Annotated in this window: 13 protein-coding genes and 2 riboswitches; of the genes, 5 read left to right on the top strand and 8 right to left on the bottom strand. The window is 64.9% G+C overall.

Annotated features, from left to right (window positions below; all coding sequences use genetic code 11):
- Positions 1 to 51: 51 nt before the first annotated feature.
- Genes BLS41_RS21035 through cobW form a run of 3 tightly spaced genes read right to left on the bottom strand, consistent with a single transcriptional unit; the run spans position 52 to position 6,056 of the window.
- Positions 52 to 1,134, bottom strand: coding sequence for a magnesium chelatase ATPase subunit I (locus tag BLS41_RS21035; RefSeq protein ID WP_074768317.1), 1,083 nt, complete (start codon positions 1,132 to 1,134; stop codon positions 52 to 54).
- Positions 1,131 to 4,943, bottom strand: a complete 3,813-nt coding sequence (gene cobN, locus BLS41_RS21030) for a cobaltochelatase subunit CobN (protein ID WP_074768315.1) — start codon at positions 4,941 to 4,943, stop codon at positions 1,131 to 1,133. The genes BLS41_RS21035 and cobN overlap by 4 nt, the downstream gene beginning before the upstream one ends.
- A 6-nt stretch (positions 4,944 to 4,949) precedes the next feature.
- Positions 4,950 to 6,056, bottom strand: a complete 1,107-nt coding sequence (cobW, locus tag BLS41_RS21025) for a cobalamin biosynthesis protein CobW (protein ID WP_074771087.1) — start codon at positions 6,054 to 6,056, stop codon at positions 4,950 to 4,952.
- A gap of 203 nt (positions 6,057 to 6,259) precedes the next feature.
- Positions 6,260 to 6,538, bottom strand: a riboswitch (cobalamin riboswitch).
- Between the two features lie 91 nt (positions 6,539 to 6,629).
- Positions 6,630 to 6,872, top strand: a riboswitch (cobalamin riboswitch).
- A gap of 281 nt (positions 6,873 to 7,153) precedes the next feature.
- On the opposite strand from cobW, the gene cobA reads away from it, so the two are divergent.
- The 5 genes from cobA to bluB are packed head-to-tail and all read left to right on the top strand — an operon-like array spanning position 7,154 to position 10,908.
- Positions 7,154 to 7,900: a uroporphyrinogen-III C-methyltransferase gene (cobA, locus tag BLS41_RS21020; protein ID WP_253189804.1), complete on the top strand. Its 747-nt coding sequence runs from the start codon at positions 7,154 to 7,156 to the stop codon at positions 7,898 to 7,900.
- On the top strand, positions 7,897 to 8,337 hold the full coding sequence (locus tag BLS41_RS21015) for a cobalamin biosynthesis protein (RefSeq protein WP_074768313.1): 441 nt from the start codon (positions 7,897 to 7,899) through the stop codon (positions 8,335 to 8,337). The genes cobA and BLS41_RS21015 overlap by 4 nt, the downstream gene beginning before the upstream one ends.
- The gene (cobO, locus tag BLS41_RS21010; protein WP_074768311.1) at positions 8,334 to 8,936 is read left to right on the top strand and encodes a cob(I)yrinic acid a,c-diamide adenosyltransferase; all 603 of its coding nucleotides are present in this window, start codon (positions 8,334 to 8,336) and stop codon (positions 8,934 to 8,936) included. Before BLS41_RS21015 ends, cobO begins: the two co-directional genes overlap by 4 nt.
- Positions 8,937 to 8,939: 3 nt before the next feature.
- Positions 8,940 to 10,265 (top strand): cobyrinic acid a,c-diamide synthase CobB, encoded by a 1,326-nt coding sequence (locus BLS41_RS21005; protein ID WP_074768309.1) that lies wholly within the window; start codon positions 8,940 to 8,942, stop codon positions 10,263 to 10,265.
- Complete coding sequence (gene bluB / locus BLS41_RS21000) at positions 10,249 to 10,908, top strand: 5,6-dimethylbenzimidazole synthase (RefSeq protein ID WP_074768307.1); 660 nt, start codon at positions 10,249 to 10,251, stop codon at positions 10,906 to 10,908. Before BLS41_RS21005 ends, bluB begins: the two co-directional genes overlap by 17 nt.
- A 44-nt stretch (positions 10,909 to 10,952) precedes the next feature.
- Here bluB and BLS41_RS20995 read toward each other — a convergent pair whose 3' ends face one another.
- From BLS41_RS20995 to BLS41_RS20975, 5 genes are all read right to left on the bottom strand, one after another.
- A complete protein-coding gene (locus BLS41_RS20995; protein WP_074768305.1) occupies positions 10,953 to 11,570 on the bottom strand; it encodes a DUF4136 domain-containing protein in 618 nt (205 codons plus the stop codon).
- Positions 11,571 to 11,602: 32 nt separating this feature from the next.
- Entirely contained in the window at positions 11,603 to 14,098 is a 2,496-nt protein-coding gene (locus BLS41_RS20990) for a CHASE2 domain-containing protein (protein WP_074768303.1), read from the bottom strand.
- Positions 14,099 to 14,187: 89 nt separating this feature from the next.
- Positions 14,188 to 15,702, bottom strand: a complete 1,515-nt coding sequence (locus BLS41_RS20985; protein ID WP_436972015.1) for a FecR family protein — start codon at positions 15,700 to 15,702, stop codon at positions 14,188 to 14,190.
- Positions 15,699 to 16,436 carry a response regulator transcription factor gene (locus BLS41_RS20980; protein WP_074768301.1) on the bottom strand — a complete coding sequence of 246 codons (738 nt, stop codon included), beginning with the start codon at positions 16,434 to 16,436 and terminating at the stop codon, positions 15,699 to 15,701. Before BLS41_RS20980 ends, BLS41_RS20985 begins: the two co-directional genes overlap by 4 nt.
- A gap of 984 nt (positions 16,437 to 17,420) precedes the next feature.
- The gene (locus BLS41_RS20975; RefSeq protein WP_074768299.1) at positions 17,421 to 20,918 is read right to left on the bottom strand and encodes a DEAD/DEAH box helicase; all 3,498 of its coding nucleotides are present in this window, start codon (positions 20,916 to 20,918) and stop codon (positions 17,421 to 17,423) included.
- Positions 20,919 to 20,986 lie beyond the last annotated feature (68 nt).

Genomic DNA, 20,986 nt, shown 5'->3' with positions numbered 1-20,986 from the left:
GCCGCCATCGAAAACCGCTGCGCGAGTCAGCGGCGGCGCCCTTCCGATGGCTCAGCGTTTTTTTGCGCTGAGCGGGATGACGCCTTTGACATAGGTCGTGTTAGCAGGCTCGGGCGGCAGGTAACCCCAGTCGCTATCGCGAGAAGCAGGGGCGGCCTGCGCCATATCGGGCGCAGACGATGTACCCGAAGGGGACGCAGAGGACGACTGGCCCGCGTTTGCATCTGCGTGAGCGCCCGAATCTGACCCGGACTCCGTCTGCCGCGCATGGCGCCGATGAACCAGCACAGCCTCGGCAACGCGGTCGACATGCTCCGCCGTCACCTCGGCCGCCTGCTCCAGCGCCGCCAAAGCACGCGCCGCGCGCAGCATCACGAGATCGGCGCGCAGCCCATCCACCGCTGCATCGATGCACAGCGCGCTGACGCGCGCGTGCACCGCGTCGTCGAAAGGAAGCTGCGGCAGCGCCTCACGCGCCGCGCTGATACGCTCGACAAATTCCGCCTGCTGCTGCGCATAACCCGCGCGAAACCCTTGCGGATCGAGATCGAACGCGAGCCGCGCCTTCACGATCGCCTGACGCACCGGCGCGTCAAAACAGTTCTGCAACTCGACCATCAGCCCAAACCGGTCAATCAATTGCGGCCGCAACTCGCCCTCTTCGGGATTCATCGTGCCGATCAGCACGAAGCTCGCGTCGTGACTATGCGAGACGCCGTCGCGCTCCACCGTATTCACGCCGCTCGCCGCCGCGTCGAGCAACGCATCGACCAGCGCGTCGGGCAGCAGGTTGACTTCATCCACGTACAGCACGCCCTGGTGCGCTTTCGCGAGCAGCCCCGGCGCAAACCGCACCGAGCCGTCGCGCAACACGGTCTCGATGTCGAGCGTGCCGATCAGCCGGTCCTCGCTGGCACCGAGCGGCAGATTCACCAGTTGCCCTTGCGGCAGCAACTCGGCCAACGCGCGCGCAGCGGTGGACTTGGCCGTGCCGCGCGGACCGCTGACCAGCACGCCGCTTAAGCCCGGATCGATCGCGGCCAGCAGCAACGCCTGCTGCAACGGCGCCTGGCCGATCAGCGCGGCAAACGGAAAAACGGGCCGCCGGATTGCGCCCTGCGTCGTGGCATTCATGATTGCATCCCTTCAATCTGCTGTTCGCTCGCGAGCAGATGCTGCTCGACCTGCGCGCGATAGTCGCCGGGCTCCTGCCAGAGCCCGCGCTGCATCGCTTCGAGCAGGCGCTCGCAAACCGAATGCAACGCGTGCGGATTGTGCCGCTGCAGGAACTCGCGGGTATCGGCGTCGTTCAGATACGCGTCGGTGACGAGCGCATATTGATGATCCGAAACCACCCGCGCGGTCGCGTCGTAACCATAGAGATAGTCGACGGTCGCCGCGATTTCCGCCGCGCCCTTGTAGCCATGACGCTTCACGCCGTCGATCCACTTCGGATTGACCACCCGCGAACGCACCACCCGCGCGATCTCTTCGTGCAACGTGCGCACGCGCGGCGCGGCCGGATTGCTGTGATCCGCGTGATACACGCTCGGCTGATTACCCGCGAGGTGCCGCACGGCCGCGACCATGCCGCCCTGGAACTGGTAGTAGTCGTTCGAGTCGAGCAGGTCGTGCTCGCGGTTATCCTGGTTCTGCAACACCACGTCCATCGATGCCAGCCGCGCGCCGAACGCGTGACGCGCTTCCTCGCCCGCGCGCTTCTGCGTGTACGCATAACCGCCCCATGCCTGATACGCATTCGCGAGATCGGCGTCGGTCTGCCACTGCTGCGAGTCGATCATGTCCTGCAGACCCGCGCCATACGCGCCCGGCCGTGCGCTGAACACTCGCCAGCCGGCCCGCCTGCGCGCCTCGGCGGCGTCCATGCCGCGCGCGATCAGCGCATCGCGTTCGCGCAGCACGCGGGCGCGGATCGGGTTCAGGTCTTCGGGTTCGTCGAGTTCGGCGACCGCCTGCACGGCGGCATCGAACAGATGCATCACGTTCGCGAACGCATCGCGGAAAAAGCCCGACACACGCAACGTGACGTCGATACGCGGCCGGTCGAATGCTTCGATCGGCATGATTTCGAAATCGGTCACGCGATGGCTGCCGGGCGCCCATTTCGGCCGCACGCCCAACAGCGCGAGCGCCTGCGCGATGTCATCGCCGCCGGTTCGCATCGTGGCCGTGCCCCAGACCGAGAGTCCGATGGCACGCGGGTAATCGCCCTTTTCCTGCAGATGCCGCTCGATCAACTGTTGCGCGGATTTCAAGCCGAGCGACCACGCGGCTTGCGTGGGAACCGCGCGGGTGTCGACGGAATAGAAGTTGCGGCCGGTGGGCAGCACGTCGGGGCGTCCGCGCGACGGCGAGCCACTCGGCCCCGGTGGCACGAAACGTCCTTCGAGGCCGCGCTTCAGATGCGTCATTTCCTGCGAACCGCAGGCGTCCAGACGCGGCAAGACATCGTGGCGCAAGCGCCCGATCACCTGCGCGGCACGCGGCAAGCTTTCGAGCGAAGCGTCGGAAGCTAAAGGCTCGACTTCACCGCAAACACCGCGCAACAACTCTGCTGCGAGCAATTCCAGACGCTCTCGCGTATCGCCGCAATGACGCCACGGCGCATCGCTGACCTGCTGCAACACCTCGGGACGCGGCCCTTCCCAGGCCGCCGCCCAATCCACCGACAACGGATCGAAAAGGTGATCCATCCGCAGATCGCAAGCAAGCGCGTCGATCAGACCGGCCTTCGCGCCCTGTCCGTCACCAACCGGGAAACGCCCCAGCGCCAGCAGCGTATCGCGCCGCTGCACGCCGTCCGGCGATTGCCCGAACGTGTGCAGACCATCGCGAATCTGCGCTTCCTTCAACTCGCACAGCCACGCATCGACGCGCGTGAGCAACGCGTCTTCGTCGTCCTGTCCGCTAGGCGCGGCGAGACTCAGTTCCTCGTGCAGCTTATGTTCGACGATGGTCGCGAGAATCGTGCGCCGCAACAGCTTCGAGCGGCGCGGATCGACCATTAGCGCGTCGTAGTATTCGTCGACCTGCCGCTCCAGATCCTGCAGCGGCCCATAACTTTCAGCGCGCGTGAGCGGCGGCATCAGGTGATCGACGATGACGGCCTGCGCGCGCCGTTTGGCCTGGCTGCCCTCGCCCGGATCGTTGACGATGAATGGATACAGATGCGGCATCGGCCCGAGAATCAGGTCGGGCCAGCACGTATCGCTCAACGCGACGCTCTTGCCCGGCAGCCATTCGAGGTTGCCGTGCTTGCCGACATGCACGACCGCGTCGACCCCGAACTGATGACGCAGCCAGAAATAGAACGCCAGATACGAATGCGGCGGCACGAGTTCGGCGTCGTGATAGCTCGCGTAATCGCCCTGTTCGCGCGAACGCGACGGCTGGATGCCGACAAACACATGCCCGCAGCGCCAGCCCGCGATCATGAAGCGGCCGCGCCGCAGCGTAGGGTCCTGCTCGGGCGTGCCCCAGCGTGAGTTCAACGCTTGCCGCGTTTCAGCGGGCAGCGCGTCGAGATGCGTCAGATAGTCGTCGAGCGCGAGGCTTTGCAACGCGGGGCGCAGATCGCGGACCACCGGGTCGTTGGTCACGCCTTCCGTCAACTTCTTCAGCAGCGCGTCGCCGTTCGCGGGCAGATCGTCCTGATTGGCGAGACGGTAGCCTTCATCGCCGAGCATCGACAGGATACCGACCACCGAAGCCGGCGTATCGAGTCCCACGCCGTTGCCGATGCGCCCTTCGCTCATCGGATAATTGGCGAGGATCAGCGCGAGTTTCTTGTCGGCGTTATCGAGCGAACGCAGACGACACCAGCGGCGGCTCAATTCGGCGAGAAAGCTCACCCGTTCGAGGTCCGGCTGATAGCGGACCACGTCGACCTGCGTATGCGGACACCGATAAGCGAGCCCCTTGAAGCTGATCGCGCGCGTGATGATGCGGCCGTCCACTTCGGGCAGCGCGATATGCATCGCGATATCGCGCGAATTGAGACCCTGGTTGTCCTTGACCCAGTCGTCGCGATTGCCGCCGCTCAGGATCACCTGGAACACCGGCGCATCGCCCGCGAGCGCGAGCGGCTCGGGATCGTCGATCGCACTCGCCGCGAACGCGGTCGTATTCAACACGAGCGAAACGTCGTGCTGCGCGCATAACGACTGCACGACGTCGCGGCTCATCGCGTCTTTCAGCGACGTAATCGCGAGCGGCAGCGGATTCAGACCTTGCGCTTCGAGCGCGTCGATCAGCGCATCGAACACTGCCGTGTTGGCCGCCTGCAGATGCGCCTTGTAGAACAGAATCGCCGCGACCGGCGCATTCGGCTGCCAGCGCGCCTGCCAGTCGGCGATGGTCGGCGTGTCGTGCTCCGGGTGATACAACGACGCAGCAGGCAACGCGCGCGGCGGTGCAGGCTCGCGTCCCCAGCCAAAATTCCGGAAAGCGATACAGCGCAAAAACGCCTCGGCATTTTGCGGACCGCCTTCCCGCAGATAACGCCACAACTGGTGGCACAGATCGGCATCCGCCGTGCTGCGCGCGAGCAGATTCGGGTCTTCCTGCAAATCGCCGGAAAACATCGCGAGCGTTTGGCCGTTGCGCTCCGCGAGCGCGACCACCTGTTCGATGCCGTACGGCCAGTAAGCCTCGCCGCCGAGGTGATCGACCACCACCACGCGCGCATGCTGCAGCACGTCCTCGACATAAAAATCGACCGACGCCGGTTGCCGCAAATAGGTGACGTTCGCGAGCCGGATGCTCGGAAAGCCGTCGCCCAGACGCGGAAACACGCTGGCCAGCAGCGACAGCGTGGTGTCGGCGGAACTGAGCACCACGATATCGGCGGGCTGCTGATCGATACGGATCACGCCCTGGGTATCGTCGACAAAACCGCCCGGCGTGGTGCGCAGCAGATGCATGAGCGCTTACGCCTGGTTCGCTGCGGCGGCGGGCGCCGCATTCGACGCCGCCACGCCCAGCGCGGCGTCGAACGCGCGTTGCAGCGCAGGCTGATCGAGGTCCTCGCCGATCAGCACGAAGCGGCTCTGATTGCCCTCGCCCGCCTGCCAGCGTCGGTCGAAATAGCTGTCGAAGCGACGGCCCACGCCCTGAATCACCAGACGCATCGGCGCACCCGGCAACGCGGCAAAACCCTTCACGCGATAAATCGTGTTCGCCTCGACCAGCTTCTGCAACGCGGCGATCACCGCTTCGCGCGACGGCGCATCCGCCTGCACGACCACCGAATCGAATTCGTCGTGGTGATGATCGGCGTCGTCGGCGGAACCGTGGTGATCGTGGCGCAAGTGGATCGTTTCCTCCGATGCCGCTTCGAGACCGAGCAGCGTGTGCAGATCCAGTTCGCCGCGTTGCGCGCGCACGATCTTCACCTGCGGCGGAATTTCCTCGCAAATCACCGCTTCGACCGCGCTTTGCTGCGCGTCGTCGAGCAGATCGGTCTTGTTCAGAATCACCAGATCGGCCGCCGACAACTGGTCTTCGAACAACTCGTGCAGCGGCGATTCGTGATCGAGGTTCGGATCAGCTTTGCGCTGTGCATCGACGGCGACAGGGTTTTCGGCGAACTGGCCGCTTGCCGCAGCCGGGCCGTCCACCACCGTGACAACCGCGTCGACCGTGAAACTGTTCTTGATCTGCGGCCAGTTGAACGCCTGCACGAGCGGTTTCGGCAAAGCGAGGCCGGAGGTTTCGATCAGCACGTGATCGATCTGGCCACGGCGCTCGACGAGCTTTTCCATCACCGGGAAAAACTCTTCCTGCACGGTGCAGCACAGGCAGCCGTTCGCGAGTTCGTACAGTTGCCCTTCGGTTTCGACGCCGTTTTCATCGCAGCCGATCCCGCACCCTTTAAGAATTTCCCCGTCGATACCGAGTTCGCCGAACTCGTTGACGATCACCGCGATGCGCTTGCCGCCCGCATGCTGAAGAATGTGCCGCAGCAACGTGGTTTTGCCGCTGCCGAGAAAGCCCGTGACGATGGTGACGGGAATCTTGCGCATTTGAGTTTGCATCGTGAGGTCCATCCGTAGGGGTTGCACGTGCGCCGGCGCGTCGGTTCGTCTGTCTGCATCGGCATGGCCGGGCGCAAGCTGAAAGCTGAAGCGCGACGGGCCACGACAATATAAACACGGGGACGAACGACGGCGTTGCCGCGACAACAGAAAAACAGAAAGCGGGAATGAGGTCATGAACGCGCCGTCGCATCCCCGCGACGGGTGTCCTGCTTAATCTGGCCGGTATCCGGGCTGACGAAAGCGCCGCTTCCCCTTCCCGGACGAGTGATTTCTCGCCCAGTGGTGATATGCCGACGCGGCCTTGCGCGTGGACATCGAAGCCGGCTCCGCGGTGTCGCGCATGAAGCCGACACCACTTTTCGCTTACCGTTGCGGGGGCAGCACAGGTTGACCCGATCCAGAGAAGGTGGGCACCCTGTTTCCCGTTTAACTGCATGCGCACGAGAGCGCACACGAGCACCAAAGTGCGTGCGAGTTTAGGCGCGCAAGACGCCGCAGTCAAGGCGCCGGAAGCTGCGGCAAAGCCGCCCGCATCAGCCGGAAACGCTTATCGGGCGGGGCGTCCTGTGCTATCGTATGCGCGCGTTTGGTGCCCGCACATGCGTTCGCGTGTGCAGTTAAACGGGAAACAGGCAGCGCGTTCGTGCGCTCAACCTGTGCTGTCCCCGCAACGGTAAGCGACCTGCTGCGCCAGATTCACTTCTGCTGCGCCGCGCATGCGTTTTTTCGATGCCACTGTCCCGTGAATCGGGGCGGGAAGGCAAAGCACATGAGGCCGCCAGCCCGGATACCGGCCAGACGCGGAGGCGGCGAATCTCGACGAATCTCGAATTTCTCGCCGCCGGCCGCTGGAATCCGCGAGGGACGGATGTGAAGGCGTTAAAGCATGGCGTAGCCGTATTCCGTTCGCGTGTTTGTCGAAAACAGCGTGACGGGTCGCGTTGTTCGCCGTGCCTGAATCCGTTGTCGCATCGCATGATTTCACTGTCCGCTGTCCGGCGTTCCGCCGCTTTCCGTTCCCGATCCGTTCCGGCCGCTTCGGCCGCTTCGTCCGCTTCGTCCGCTATGACATGGCGTGCGCCATGCACGCCGCGATGACGCGCGCGTGGTTGATCGGCGCAGGTCCCGGCGACGTCGAACTGATGACGCTCAAGGCGACCCGCGCGCTCGCCCAGGCCGATGTGGTGCTGGTCGACGACCTGGTGAATCCCGACGTGCTGCAATTCGCCCGCGCGGATGCGCTGGTCGTCTACGTCGGCAAACGCGGCGGTCATCCGTCGACGCCGCAAGCCGGCATCGTCGCGCAGATGCTCGAACACGCGCGGGCCGGGCGCAGTGTCGCGCGGCTGAAAGGCGGCGATCCGTTCGTGTTCGGCCGGGGCGGCGAAGAACGCCAGGCGTTGCTGGCCGCGGGCGTCGACGTGGAAGTGATCAACGGCATTACAGCGGGGATCGCGGCACCGGCGGCAATCGGCATTCCGGTCACGCATCGCGACTACACGCAGGGTGTGGTGTTCGTCACCGGACACGGCGCGGGCAGCGGCGAGCCGGATTGGGCCGCGCTCGCCGCCACCCGCATGACGCTCGTGATCTATATGGGCATGCGTCGTTTGAGCGACATTACCGGCGCGCTGCTCGCGGCCGGACTGTCGGCCGATACGCCGTGCGCCGCGATCGAATCGGCGACGCGGCCCGAGCAGCGCCACGCACTCGCGCCGCTCGGCGGGTTTGCGGACACAGTCGCGCGTGCGGGGCTCGGGTCGCCTGCGATCGTGGTGATCGGCGGCGTGGCCGCGCTGGCTGACGGCGCGACGACGGCAAACGGAGCCGACGTCAAATGAAAACAATCAGCGTCGGAATTGGATGCCGCTCACAAAGTTCGGCTGAACAGATCGAAGCGGCGGTACGTCAGGCGCTCGGCCCGCTCGACTTCGCGCAGATCAACACAATCGCGTCAATCGACATCAAAGCCGGTGAACCCGGTTTGCGCGAGTTCTGCGCGCGCCACGGCCTGCCGCTGAGATTGTTCAGCCGCGAGCAGATTGCCGCATTGCCGGTCGGAAGCCCTTCGGCAGCCGCACGCGAGCATGTCGGCGTGGACGGCGTCTGCGAGCCGTGCGCGTTGCTCGCCGCACAATCGCCGGAAGCTACCGCTTGTCTCGTCGTCCGTAAAACGGTTTATGACGGCGTGACCGTGGCTGTCGCGGCGTCGAATCCTGGCCTCGACGGGAAGCCGGTTCAAACTCACACTCGATATACCCAACAGGACCTCCCATGAAAACGGATCCCGAATCGCATCAACGCATGACCGAGCGCCGGCGCGAAGGCCATGAGAAGAAACAGGCCGGCGCGACCGTCGAAAAAGGTCTGCTGATCGTCAACACCGGCACCGGCAAGGGCAAAACCACGGCCGCGTTCGGCATGGCCGTGCGGGTGCTGGGACACGGCATGCGTCTCGGCGTCGTGCAGTTCATCAAGGGCGCGCTGCATACGTCCGAGCGCGATTTTCTCGGCGCGATCGCGAACTGCGATTTCGTCACGATGGGCGACGGCTACACCTGGAACACGCAGAACCGCGACGCCGATATCGCCACCGCCCGCAAAGGCTGGGACGAAGCGCGCCGGATGATCGAAAGCGGCGACTATCAGATGGTGATCCTCGACGAGCTGAACACGGTGCTCAAGTACGAATACCTGCCGCTCGACGAAGTGCTCGCCGTGCTGAACGCACGCGCCGACATGCTGCACGTGGTGGTGACCGGCCGTCACGCGCCCGACGCGCTGATCGAAGCCGCCGACCTCGTCACCGAAATGCGCATCGTCAAGCATCCGTACCGCGAGCAAGGCGTGAAAGCGCAGCGCGGCGTGGAGTTCTGAGCGATGTCCGCGTCGCCCGGCGGCACTCGCTCCACGGCGTGCCCTGCGTTGTTCATCAGTGCGCCCGCGTCGGGGCAAGGCAAGACCACGATCACCGCGGGGCTCGCGCGCTACCACGCGCGGCAAGGGCGACGCGTGCGGGTCTTCAAGACCGGCCCGGATTTTCTCGATCCGATGATCCTCGCGCGCGCGAGCGGCGCGCCGGTGCTGTCGCTCGATCTGTGGATGGTCGGTGAAGCAGGCTGCCGCGCGCTGCTCGCGCAGGCAGCGGCCGAAGCCGATCTGATCCTGATCGAAGGCGTGATGGGGTTGTTCGACGGCACGCCGAGCAGCGCCGATCTCGCCACGACATTCGGCGTGCCCGTGCTGACGGTGATTTCGGCGAAAGCGATGGCGCAGACTTTCGGCGCGGTCGCGTTCGGTCTCGCGCGATTCAGGCCCGAGGTGCCGTTTCACGGCGTGCTGGCGAATCGCGTCGGTTCCGCGCGGCATGCGCAGATGCTCCAGGAAGCGTTGCCGCCTGGCTTGCACTGGTGCGGCCACATCGCGGCCAGTGACGAAATCGCGTTGCCCGATCGCCACCTCGGCCTGCATCAGGCCGCCGAGATCGACGATCTCGACGCGCGTCTGGACCGTGCCGCCGATACGCTCGCGCAAACCGCACTGACCGCCCTGCCGCCAGCCGTCGATTTCGGCGCACACATGCCCGAGGTATTGCCGCGCCTGCTGGACGGCAAGCGGATCGCCGTCGCCCGCGACGCCGCGTTCTCGTTCATCTATCCGGCGAATCTGGCGTTGCTGGAAACGCTGGGCGCGCAGGTCGACTACTTTTCGCCGCTCGCCGACGAACCGCTGCCCGCCGACACGCACGCGCTGTATCTGCCCGGCGGCTACCCGGAATTGCACGCGCAAACACTGGCGGCCAATCTGCGCAGCGCCACGTCGATCCGAAGCCACGCGGCGTCAGGCAAACCGGTCGTCGCCGAATGTGGCGGCATGCTCTACCTGCTCGACCAACTGACCGACGCACAAGGCGTCAGCACGCCGATGCTCGGCCTGCTGCCCGGTCACGCGACGATGCAGAAGCGCTTCGCCGCGCTCGGCATGCAGCAGATCGACAGCCTTCATGGACCGCTGACCGGTCACACGTTTCACTACTCGAAGCTGAACACGCCGCTCGTCCCGCTGCGCTCGGCCACCCGGCCACACGGCGATGCACCCGGCGAGGCCGTGTATCGCGCGGGATCGATCGTGGCGACCTATATGCATGCTTACTGGCCCTCCAACCCGGCCTTCACGGCCGCCCTGTTCCATGGCGAAGCCTTTTAACGACTCCGAGCGCGACGCCGTTTATCGCGCGATTTACGAACGCCGCGACATGCGCCATTTTGTCCGCGATCCGGTCGATCCCGCCGTGCTGCAGCGCCTGCTCGACGCGGCGCATCACGCGCCGAGCGTGGGCTTCATGCAGCCGTGGCGGATCATGCGCATCACCGATGCCGGGTTGCGCACGGCTCTCCACGCGACAGTCGAAAGCGAACGGATCGCCACCGCTGACGCGCTCGGCAAGCGTCGCGAAGAGTTCATGAAGCTGAAAGTGGAAGGCATGCTGGAATGCGCCGAAGTGCTGGTGATGGCGCTGATGGACGGACGCGAGCGGCACATTTTCGGCCGCCGGACATTGCCGGAGATGGACCTGGCGTCGGTCGCGTGCGCGATTCAGAACATGTGGCTGGCCGCGCGCGCGGAAGGCCTGGGGATGGGCTGGGTGTCGCTATTCGACGTCGACAGCGTGCGCAAACTTCTGCACATGCCGGAGGGCGCGCGGCCCGTGGCGATCTTGTGTCTCGGCCACGTCGACCGGTTTTATAGCGAACCGATGCTGGAGACCGAACGCTGGGCCAGCCGGATGCCTCTTGCAGATTGCGTGTTCGAAAACCGCTGGCCCGAGGATGACAACGCGGCGGAGTAGCGGCAACACCGCATACCGTCGCCCGCCAATGCCAGTCGCGCTAATCACCGCTGTACCGGCTTCACCGACACCACCTCGGGCGCACTGCCTGTCTGATCCACGCGAAGTTTCACGCGCCAGTCGGGCGGTGCATCGAATGGAAACTTTGCCAGCGCGCTTTTCACGAGCGCGGGCATGGCCCGTAGCGGATCGGCGTTGCGATCGACCGTCACCGCACTGACCTTGTAGCGTTGCTCGCCGCTCACCCGGTCGAAAAACCGCAATGTCAGCGAGTGCCGGTACGCGCGCGAGCCGAACAGCGAAAACGACGCCCCAGACTCAAGCGCGCAGTCGCGAGGCGCGCAATCCTTCACGCCGACGCCGATCTCCGTGAGCCGCGTGTCGTACGCAATCGACAGCAGATACTGCGCGGGCTGCTCCGCCGTCGGGTCGACAAACCCACGCCGCGCCAGTTCGTCGCGCAGCAGCACCTCGAATTCCAGATGATCCGCGCTGCCTTCCTGCAACGGCATGCGCGTGATCGTATAAGTCGATCCGCTGCGCAACACCACGGCCGAATTGGCCGGCCCGAGCGCGTGCACGTCGGTGCTGATCCCCGAGCAACCCGCCAGACCCGTCACCGCTACGGCCAGCGCCGCGCTCATCAGAAGTTTCTTCGCCATCTTCACGTCTCGATAAATAGTGTGTTGCCGGGTCATGAGCGAGGTGTTATGGCCATAGCCGTGCCCGTTTGCGTATCGTCGAATACCGGCAGGTGGATCGTGAATGCCGTGCCCTCGCCGGGCGCGCTGACCACCTCGACGTCGCCGCCATGACGCGTCACCACGGTCTTGACGAACGCCATGCCGAGTCCCGCGCCACCGACCTCCGGCCGCTCCGTCGCGTGAAAGCGCCGGAACCGTTCGAACAACCCCGCCTGCTGCTCCTTCGGAATGCCGTAACCCTGATCGCGGATCGTGCACGTCACACGGCGCGCTGCCATGGGCATGTCCATCGAAGGCGGCCCCGCGACGCGGCAGACAACCTTCGTGTCCGGCGGACTGTATTTGACCGCGTTGTTCAGAATGTTGACGAGCGCACGCGCCATCAGCGAGCGATCGGCACAGATCCAGTGGCCTTCGTGGCCTTCGTGGCCTTCGTGGCCTTCGTCGCCGGTCTCGGTGTGCAACGTAATCCGCTTCGCTTGCGCCTGCGGCCAGACTTCGTCGCTGGCGTCGATCATCAGGTCGGTCAGATTCACCGGTTCAAGCTCATAGGCCTGCGATTCGGCACGCGCCAGTTGGACGAAGTCGTCGGCGAGAGTCAGCGCGCGCCGTGCGTAGCGCTCGATCCGTTCCAGCAGCCCCTGCCCGAGCGCCGGCTCGCTGCGGCTCCGCTCGATCTCGACCAGCGCCAGAATCGACGCCTGCGGCGAGCGCATGTCGTGCGACAGCAACCGTAACGCGTCTTCCCGTTGACGCTCGGCCGCATGCAGCGCGGACACATCGACGAGACCCGCAATCCAGCCGGTCGTCTCGCCTTGCACGTTGGTGCAGGTCGCGTAGCGCAGCAGATAGTCGCGCCCGCTCGCGTCGCGCACTTCGACGCCCTGCGCCATCAGCGCGGCAAATTCGCCGCGCGCGGGATCGAGCAGCGCGGGCCACTGCGCATGTGCCAGCAGATTGTGTTCGGCGTCGGACGGATCGTCATGGTCGATCGTCTTGACGAGCGTCAGCCCGCCGAGCACGTCTTTCATCGACTGCCCATCCGGCAGCAACGCTCCGATGCGCGCGAAATGCGCTTTGGCCGCGTGGTTCGACAGCAGCACGACGCCGCTTACGTCGCTCACCAGAATCGGCTCGGGCATGCTGTCGAGGCTGTCCCACACGAAGCGCTTCATGTCCTGCACGCGCTGCGCGGCCTGCGCCATCAGCGCCATATGCTGCTCCAGCACGTCGCCGCCAAACTCCCGGCGACGCTGCGGCGTTTCCGGCAGCAGGTGCGGTTCGTCGGCGAGGCGCTGCAACTCGCCTCGCAGATACGCCATCGTCATTTCGAGACGCCGCCAGTTCCAGATCGGATAGACGGCGACCAGGCCGAGAATCGCGGGCACCGGCGACATCCACAGTCGTGCGCCGTACAGCAACGCGGCACTGCCGGCCGTGGCGAAGAGGCCCAGGCCCGCAGTCAGCAACAGCGAGCGACGCGGCGACAACACCAGGAATCCCGCCAGCAAAACGCTCAGCGGCACCAGCGAAACCAGCAACAGCACCCACGATTCGACCGGTTCGATCTGTCGGCTGGACAGCAGCGTATTGAGCACATTGGCGTGGATGTACACGCCGGGTAACGGCCCAAGGTCGCCCGAAACCGGCGTCGCAAAGCGGTCGTACAAACCGGACGCGGTCACGCCGATCAGCACGATGCGGCCGCGCAACTGGTCGGCGGGTACGTCGCCGTCGAGCACGCTCGCGAAACTCAGCTTCGTGAAGTTTTCCGCGTTCGGGCCGAACGGGATCAGGAAACGGCCTTCGCCGCCGTCGTCGGTGGCGAGGCGGGCTGTGGCCGGATTCGCGGCCCCGGGCTGCGTCGCGCCGCGCCCGACTGAGCGCGCGGCCGACAGCATCAGTTGCGGCCAGCGCGAGTCCGCGTCGCCCTCGAATTGCGCGACGCTGCGCACGATGCCATCGCTATCCACTTCGAAATTGATGTGACCAAGACCGGCGGCCGCGTGAGCGAGCGGCGTGACAGGTTCGACCACCGTACGCCGCCCGGCGCTGTCGGGCGACGTGAGCAGCACCGGCAGATAAGTCGGACTCAGCGCCACGGCCCGCGCAAGTTCGGCGTCTTCGGCATTGGTTTCGGTGAACAGCACGTCGTAAATGACCGCCGCCGGTTTGGCTTTGGCAAGCTGTTCGAGCAACCTCGCATGGACACTGCGCGGCCACGGCCAACGGCCGAGTTGCACGACGCTCGCATTGTCGATTTCGATGACGACGATATCGGGCCGCAACGGTTGCGCACGCAGGCTCAGGAAGCGGTCGTAGACCAGATGGTCGACGCTCGCGCTCAAGCGGCCGAGCGAGCAGAACAGAATCACCGCAATGCCGAGACACCCGATCGCCATCCATTCGATCAGGAAACGCCGGCCGGCGCGCCGTCCGAGACGGGCGCGCGGATCGAGGCTCAGGCGCGTGGAGTTAGTCGGCAATGGATGTGTGTGTCAAAGCCAGCGAGCGGCGCCGGCGAATCCGGGATGAACGTCGGTCCCGTGAATCTATCAGCGTAAAGGGACGGATGTCAGTGGGCGAGCGTAAACGACCGGATCGGGCTGCTGGTCTCGTAGAAGCGCCCATTGTCGAACTGCTCGCCGACGATGGTCCAGTAATACACGCCGGCCGGCAGATCGCTGACGACCAGTTGGCCGTCCGCCAGGTCCGTGCGATCGACGATCGGATGCAGCAGATCGGCCGTCGTGCCGAGCACGAACCGGAAACGCGTTTCGACATCGGTGCGGCCGACCAGCCAGCGGAACTCGTAGTCGCGGCTGCCCGCGCGCTGTGTCGCCGACGCGGACAGATCGAACCGGCGACGCTCGAACGCGTACACCTGCGGCAATCCGTCGAGACCGCGGCTATCCGTTGCGAAGAGGCGGACGAAATACGTGCCGTCGGGCAGATCGCCGATATCCGCATGCGGCTCGCCGACGCGCAGGTCGCGGATCAGGTCGAGCTGGTCGGCGTCGCGCGCAATCTGCACGCGATAGCCCACGGCCTGCGCGGACGGCACGAGGTCGAACGCGACTGTCGCACCGTCCAGCACGCGACCTGGCTTGACGAGCGCGGGCGGCGGCAGCAACTCGACCGGCTCGCCGACCGTGCCACCAGTTCGCGTAACGTTGCCGAAGCTTGCCTTGACGAGTTGCGCGGACGCCTGCAACGGCACGCCCGGCAACGCAGCCGCCGGCTGGCGGCCGGTTGCGCCAGGAGTCGACGGATCGACACCGACCGCGCCTTCGATCACTTCGACGTTGGTGCTTTGCGCATCGCCGTTGTAAGCCACCCTGAAACGCGTGCCGCGCACACCCGCCACCACCGACGGCGAACGGATCTGAAAGCGGTCGTCCTTGCGGGTCGCGTGCGTGACCTGGCTTTCGACTTCGCCGTGTCGCAGATTGAAAATGCGGTCGCTCACGCCGGTCAACGTGGTGCGCCTCAATACGCCGATATCGAGTTCGCCGTCGTGGGCGACCGTGACGTGCGAGCCGTCCGGCAATTCCAGCGTGACGAAGCCGTTCGGTCCGGTGCGGATACGATCGCCTTCGCCGAGCGTGGTGGCCTGGGTGACGGGCACGTATGCGTGGTTGCCGAACGCGTGCTCGACCGGTCCGCTGGTCGCGATCACGCGAGCCGATTCGGGGTCCTGTTTGAGCTTGACCACGGGCAGCAGCAGCGTGATGCCAGCCGGCATGCGGCGCGGCGCGGGCACATGATTCAGGCGGCTGAGCAACGCCCAATCGTTCGAGTCGGTCAGATACCGGTCCGCGATTTCGTACAGCGTGTCGCCGTCGTGCGTGGTGTAGGAGGCATAGCTCGAAGCTTGAGAGCCGGAGCGATGTTTCGGCGCGTATGCGGCTTTCGATTGAGCTTGAGCCAGAGGATGAACCTGCGCCTGCGCGGATACCGGCGCCCAGCCCATCGCGATCACGCCTGCGGCCGTGACCCCCAGCCAGGCCGCCGCAAGACCACCCCGCCTGTCCACCTTACCCGCCCTGCTTACCGTGCCGCGCACCGCCTCATCCACGGAAAACGTCACGCGTCCCCCGCTTCCGGGCGATCATTTGCCACGATCTGCGGTGAGCCGGATTCGATCCGCTCCAGCCGGTAGCCATAACCATAGATCGGCGCAAGCCGGTAGCCGCGCTCCGGACGCAGCCCAAGCTTGCTGCGCAGCATCGACACATGGGTGTCCATGGTGCGCGACGGAATATCGGTTGCCTGCTTCCAGATCACGTCGAGAATATGCGCGCGCGACAGCGGCCGGCTCAGATGCTGGAACAGCAGCAGCGCGAGTTCGAACTCCTTCTGCGTCAGCGCGATCAACGCGCCTTCCACCTGCACCTGCTTGGCGCCCAGGTCGAATTCGAATTCGCCGAACACCTCTTTCGACGCCGGCGGTTTGAGAAAGTACGCGCGGCGCAGCAACGAACCGACCCGCGCCAGCAGCACCGGACCCGACACCGGCTTGACGAGGTAGTCGTCTGCGCCGGTGTTCAGGATCGACGTGATATCGGTTTCGCGGCCACGGCTCGTGATGAACAGCACCGGCAAACGGTCAGACACGGTTTCGCGCACCCAGCGCAGCACTTCTTCGCCCGACATGTCGGGGACGTTCCAGTCGAGCACCAGCAGATCGTAAGTCTGGCGCCGCAATTGCCGCACCAGTTCGCGCCCCGCGCCGTACGGGTGACAGATGTGACCCGCCGCCGACAGCGTTTGGCAAACAAGATCGGCCTGAGCCGAATCGTCATCCAGGACAGCTATTCTCATAAATCCCCGCAACGCAACGTCGTCCTTCGTAACTGGTGAGCAGCCGGCGAGCCGATTTTTCGAGATTCTTATATCGGCGCTGGCTGTCCCTCTTGCGTCACTCTCCACCTGCACATTCACCGCTGGCAATCTATGTTGCCTCACCCGGTTTAACGCTATGGCAGTGACACTCCGCGTCCCATCGAAATCGATGCTTATAAGACGCTTAAATCCTCTTGTCGTTATTGCGCCGATTATTCCGTAGTGGAAACCGGTCTGCTTTTTTCGGAAACGCCTCAAACCCTTCTACGACCGCCGCCCTTGGGCTCGCCCGTCGATTCTCCCAGCTATTCCCGCTCGCACGGCAATTGGCCCCGCCTGCCATTGTCTCGCTGAACCTGCGTAGTGCTTACGCAAAACACGTCATTTGACAATTTACGACAGTATAAGAATAGTCTTAAAACAAATCGTTTAAAAATTGTCAAATCCTCGCAAATCGGCGCGGAAGGTACATGCATCGGCGCTTCCAGTCAATCGCGCGGAGCGGTTTATCTTAATCTGGCTTAGAAAGATGGAGTCAGTCCAACAGGGGGACGTCGCTCAAACATCTCGCGCTCGCGGGAATCGAACCGCGCGAGTGACAGCCAGATCAGCCACTGCGCGAATCGCTCGTCACGACTCAAGAACTGCACTTGCAACCTGCTCCGACGTAGTTATTACGCATAAAGCGATTATCCGATTTTAAAAGTCGCGTGGATCATTGGTTACAGAAAACATATGACTTTAAATCGCGCGCGCGGTTAATTTTGTGTACGTAACTCTTTTGTTGCGATCATTCATACCAGTCAGAATCGACCGTCGCTTTATGGATAAATTCATCCGATTATTGTTAGCCATGCATAGCGACGCGATTAATCGGCGTGATGCGTTCTGTCGAAACGACTCCTGAAAATTTCCAGCGGCGCACTGGCAGTGGAACGGGTACGCCACTGCCTTTTGATCCGCCTATCTGCCGCTTTCGATCTCCGGCATCGGCGCGAACAGCGCGTCGAGGTCGTCGTCGGAAAACTTCGCGGCGCCCGCAGCGTCTTCGGACAGGATGCTGTCGGCGAGCCCCGCCTTCTGCTCCTGCAATTCCACGATCTTTTCTTCGATGCTGCCCGCCGCGATCAGCTTGTAGACGAACACCGGCTTGTCCTGTCCCAACCGATGCGCGCGGTCGGTCGCCTGATTCTCGGCGGCGGGATTCCACCACGGGTCGTAGTGAATCACCGTGTCGGCGGCGGTCAGGTTCAGGCCGACGCCGCCCGCCTTCAGGCTGATCAGGAACAACGGCACCTCGCCGCGCTGAAAACGCTCGACCGGCGTCGCGCGGTCTGCAGTGTCGCCGGTCAGGATCACGTATGGAATCGCAGCCTCTTTCAGCGCGTCGGCGATCAGCGCCAACATGCCGGTGAACTGCGAAAACAACAGTACGCGGCGGCCTTCTTCGATTAGCTCCGGCAACATCGACAGCAGCAGATCGAGCTTGGCCGAGCCCATCGCCCGTGGGGCTTTTTCGGGCTTGTCGCGCGGTTGCGGGACGATGCCAGGTGGCGTGTCGAGCGACGCCTGATCCGCACCACCCGCTTTCAACGTCTTCACGAGACGCGGATCGCAGCACACCTGACGCAGCTTCAACAACGCATCGAGCACGATGATGTGACTACGCGCCAGCCCTTGCGCGCTGACAGCCGCGCGCACTTTCTCCTGCATCGCCGTGCGCACGGTTTCGTACAGATCGCGCTGCGCGCCTTCGAGATCGACGGAACAGACGATCGTCGTCTTGGCCGGCAACTCCTTCGCGACCTCGTCCTTGCGACGGCGCAGCATGAACGGGCGAATCCGCCGCGCGAGCAACGCACGGCGCACGCCGTCGCCGTTCTTTTCGATTGGATTGCGCCAGCGTCGCGTGAAATCCTTCTGGGTGCCGAGAAAACCCGGCAACAGAAAATCGAATTGCGACCACAACTCACCGAGGTGATTTTCCAGCGGCGTGCCCGTCAAACACAGCCGATGCCGCGCGCGCAAGCCACGGATCGCTTGCGCCGCCTTGGTCGTGGCGTTCTTCACGTACTGCGCTTCGTCGAGAATCAGCAGGTGATAGTCGTGTTCGGCCAGCACCTTCTGATCGCGCCACAGCAATGCGTAGGTAGTCAGGATCAATTCGTGTTCGCCGATCTGCTCGAAACGCTGCTTGCGCTGCGGGCCGTTCAGCACCAGCACCTTCAGGCCAGGCGCGAAGCGGCGCGCTTCTTCGCGCCAGTTGTGCACGAGCGTAGTCGGCACGACGATCAGCGCGGGACGGGTGAGGCGTCCGGCTTCCTTCTCCGCGAGGATGTGCGCGAGCGTCTGCACGGTTTTGCCGAGGCCCATGTCGTCGGCGAGCACACCGGCGAGACCCTGTTCGCGCAGGAACTGCATCCAGTTGAGGCCCTGATGCTGATAGGTCCGCAGTTCCGCCACGAGCCCCGCAGGCACCGGCACTTCGCGCAGACCCGGCCCCGCCTGCAGGCGCCGGGCAAGCTGACGGATCGAATCGTCGCCGCGAAATTGCCAGCGGCCGGTGCCATCCAGCGCGTCGAGCCGGCCGGCGTCGACGGCAGGAATCCGCAGCGGCGCACCGTCGGCCAGCGTGCCGCCGAGCGAGTCGAACAGATCGACCAGCACGCGGACAACCGGCTTCAACCGGTCGGCGCGCAAACGCAGCCGCTTGTTCTCGTCGGTTTTCAACTCGATCGGCTCGCTGTCGGCGATCGACTCCAGCGCGCCGCTCAACCAGCGCCGGTCGCGCCGGAACAGATCGGCGAGCAGCGGTTCGAGCCGCACTTTGCGATCGCCGATCTGAATGCCCATTTCGAGGTCGAACCAGCCGTCGCCCGCCTGATGCGCGGTGCCGTCGATCGCGTCGATCTCGATCACGTTGTAGCGGAATTCGGCCGCCATCTGCACGCGCCAGCCCTTCGCGACGAGTTCCGGCACGGCGTCGTTGACGAACGCGGACCACGCGTCGGCATCGGGCAGACCGAGCATCGTGTCGGGCAGGAGCCGCGACGCGTAGACCCGGCTGGTCGGCACCTTCTGCAAACCGGTCTTGCGCAGTTCGAGCAGGCGCTTTTTCTCGACCTCGTAACGCCGGCGGATATGAATCACGTCACCGCCCGGCATCGGCACCAGCGTGACACTGCTATCCACGTTGATGCTGACGCCGTCGTAGTCGAAACTCACGCCGGCCAGTTCGACCGCCTCGGTTCGGCGCTGCCCGGCTCGCGCCGGCAACGCGTGGCTGTTCAGCGCGAGCACCGGCACCGGATCGACGTCGATCGCGCGAATCGCGGACGCGTCGTGCGTGGGCGGCAACGGCAGGCCGGGCGCGATCTCGCGCAGCACGGACGCAACCAGCGGCGCTTCGGCGAGCGAGATCGGCGGCATCGCGAGGTAATCGGGCAATTGCTGGAACGGCAGCGACGACTCGACCAGACCCGCCTCGTTCGCGACGCCGTCGACGTACCAGACCGGCTCGGTCGGCAGAACCATGCTGGCGCGCGGCTCGGTGCACAGCACCGGCCGCAGCCGCTGATCGGCGAGCGGCTCCCACTCGATGCGGCCCGGCCGGTCGGCGCCGCGCGACAGCGGCGTGGGTCCTTCGCGACCGGCTTCATGTCCGAACTCGACGAACAGACGCCCGGTGGCGATCAGCTTCTGCAGCATTTCCGCGCCGCTCGTGCCGCGCAGGACGAACTGGCCGAAGTCTTCGCGGGAACGGCCGAGCCACAGGCCGCGCAGGATCGACAGGTCTTCGTCCGAAACGAATCGGGGTTGTTTGAGGAGCGCGGCTTCGACGTTGGCCCAGGCTTCGCCAACTTCGACGACTGCGCCGTCCGGGTCGCAGCGCGCGCGGTACAGCACGACCTCGTGCCGCATGTGGAACTCGGACCAGTTCAGCCGGTACGCGAGCGTCTGCGTGCGCGCGGTGGCGGCTTTTTGCGCGTCGGCATCGGCGGCTTCGGCGCGCGCGCGAAAGCGCTCCAGCCAGCTGACCAGTTCGGGCCGCACGCGTTGCCCGGTGGCATCGCGCGACGGCTGGCCGAAATCGGCCACGCCGGTTCGCGACGGAGCGTTGAGGTTGTCATCGTCCTCGTCCCCGCTCCCATCACGGTCGACGTGCGTGATGTGGTCCATCTCGTCGTGATAGTCGAGTTCGGCGAGCAGCAGCGCGGCAACGTGCTTGCAGTCGCGGCCCACCGGACAGGTGCAATCGCTCTGCGCCCACGGCAAACCGCCGTCGGTGCGAAAGCGCACCCGCGTCCGGTACGGATGCGCCTGCGTGCCCTGCACGTCGCCGCTCAAGGTCGCGCCCTGCCACGTCACATGGGTGACCGCGCCAACCGAGCGCGCTTTGGCGACGGTGTGGTCACCCAGCCATTCCGCAATCCGTTCCCGATCAAAGAAAACTGACGACATCGGCGTCCATTCCTGTTTTTAGCCGGCAAAGGCTGGCGCGTTTCTGGACATGCTGATCGCGGATCTCG

Source organism: Paraburkholderia fungorum, assembly GCF_900099835.1.
Taxonomy (GTDB): domain Bacteria; phylum Pseudomonadota; class Gammaproteobacteria; order Burkholderiales; family Burkholderiaceae; genus Paraburkholderia; species Paraburkholderia fungorum_A.
The sequence above is the reverse complement of the archived record's forward strand: the minus strand, read 5'-3'. Positions and strand labels throughout refer to the sequence as shown.

Excerpts from the sequence above, each read along its gene's own strand:
- BLS41_RS21035 (WP_074768317.1), bottom strand. The coding sequence starts at position 1,134 with ATGAATGCCACGACGCAGGGCGCAATCCGGCGGCCCGTTTTTCCGTTT.
- cobN (WP_074768315.1), bottom strand. The coding sequence starts at position 4,943 with ATGCATCTGCTGCGCACCACGCCGGGCGGTTTTGTCGACGATACCCAG.
- cobW (WP_074771087.1), bottom strand. The coding sequence starts at position 6,056 with ATGCAAACTCAAATGCGCAAGATTCCCGTCACCATCGTCACGGGCTTT.
- cobA (WP_253189804.1), top strand. The coding sequence starts at position 7,154 with ATGACGCGCGCGTGGTTGATCGGCGCAGGTCCCGGCGACGTCGAACTG.
- BLS41_RS21015 (WP_074768313.1), top strand. The coding sequence starts at position 7,897 with ATGAAAACAATCAGCGTCGGAATTGGATGCCGCTCACAAAGTTCGGCT.
- cobO (WP_074768311.1), top strand. The coding sequence starts at position 8,334 with ATGAAAACGGATCCCGAATCGCATCAACGCATGACCGAGCGCCGGCGC.
- BLS41_RS21005 (WP_074768309.1), top strand. The coding sequence starts at position 8,940 with ATGTCCGCGTCGCCCGGCGGCACTCGCTCCACGGCGTGCCCTGCGTTG.
- bluB (WP_074768307.1), top strand. The coding sequence starts at position 10,249 with ATGGCGAAGCCTTTTAACGACTCCGAGCGCGACGCCGTTTATCGCGCG.
- BLS41_RS20995 (WP_074768305.1), bottom strand. The coding sequence starts at position 11,570 with ATGGCGAAGAAACTTCTGATGAGCGCGGCGCTGGCCGTAGCGGTGACG.
- BLS41_RS20980 (WP_074768301.1), bottom strand. The coding sequence starts at position 16,436 with ATGAGAATAGCTGTCCTGGATGACGATTCGGCTCAGGCCGATCTTGTT.
- BLS41_RS20975 (WP_074768299.1), bottom strand. The coding sequence starts at position 20,918 with ATGTCGTCAGTTTTCTTTGATCGGGAACGGATTGCGGAATGGCTGGGT.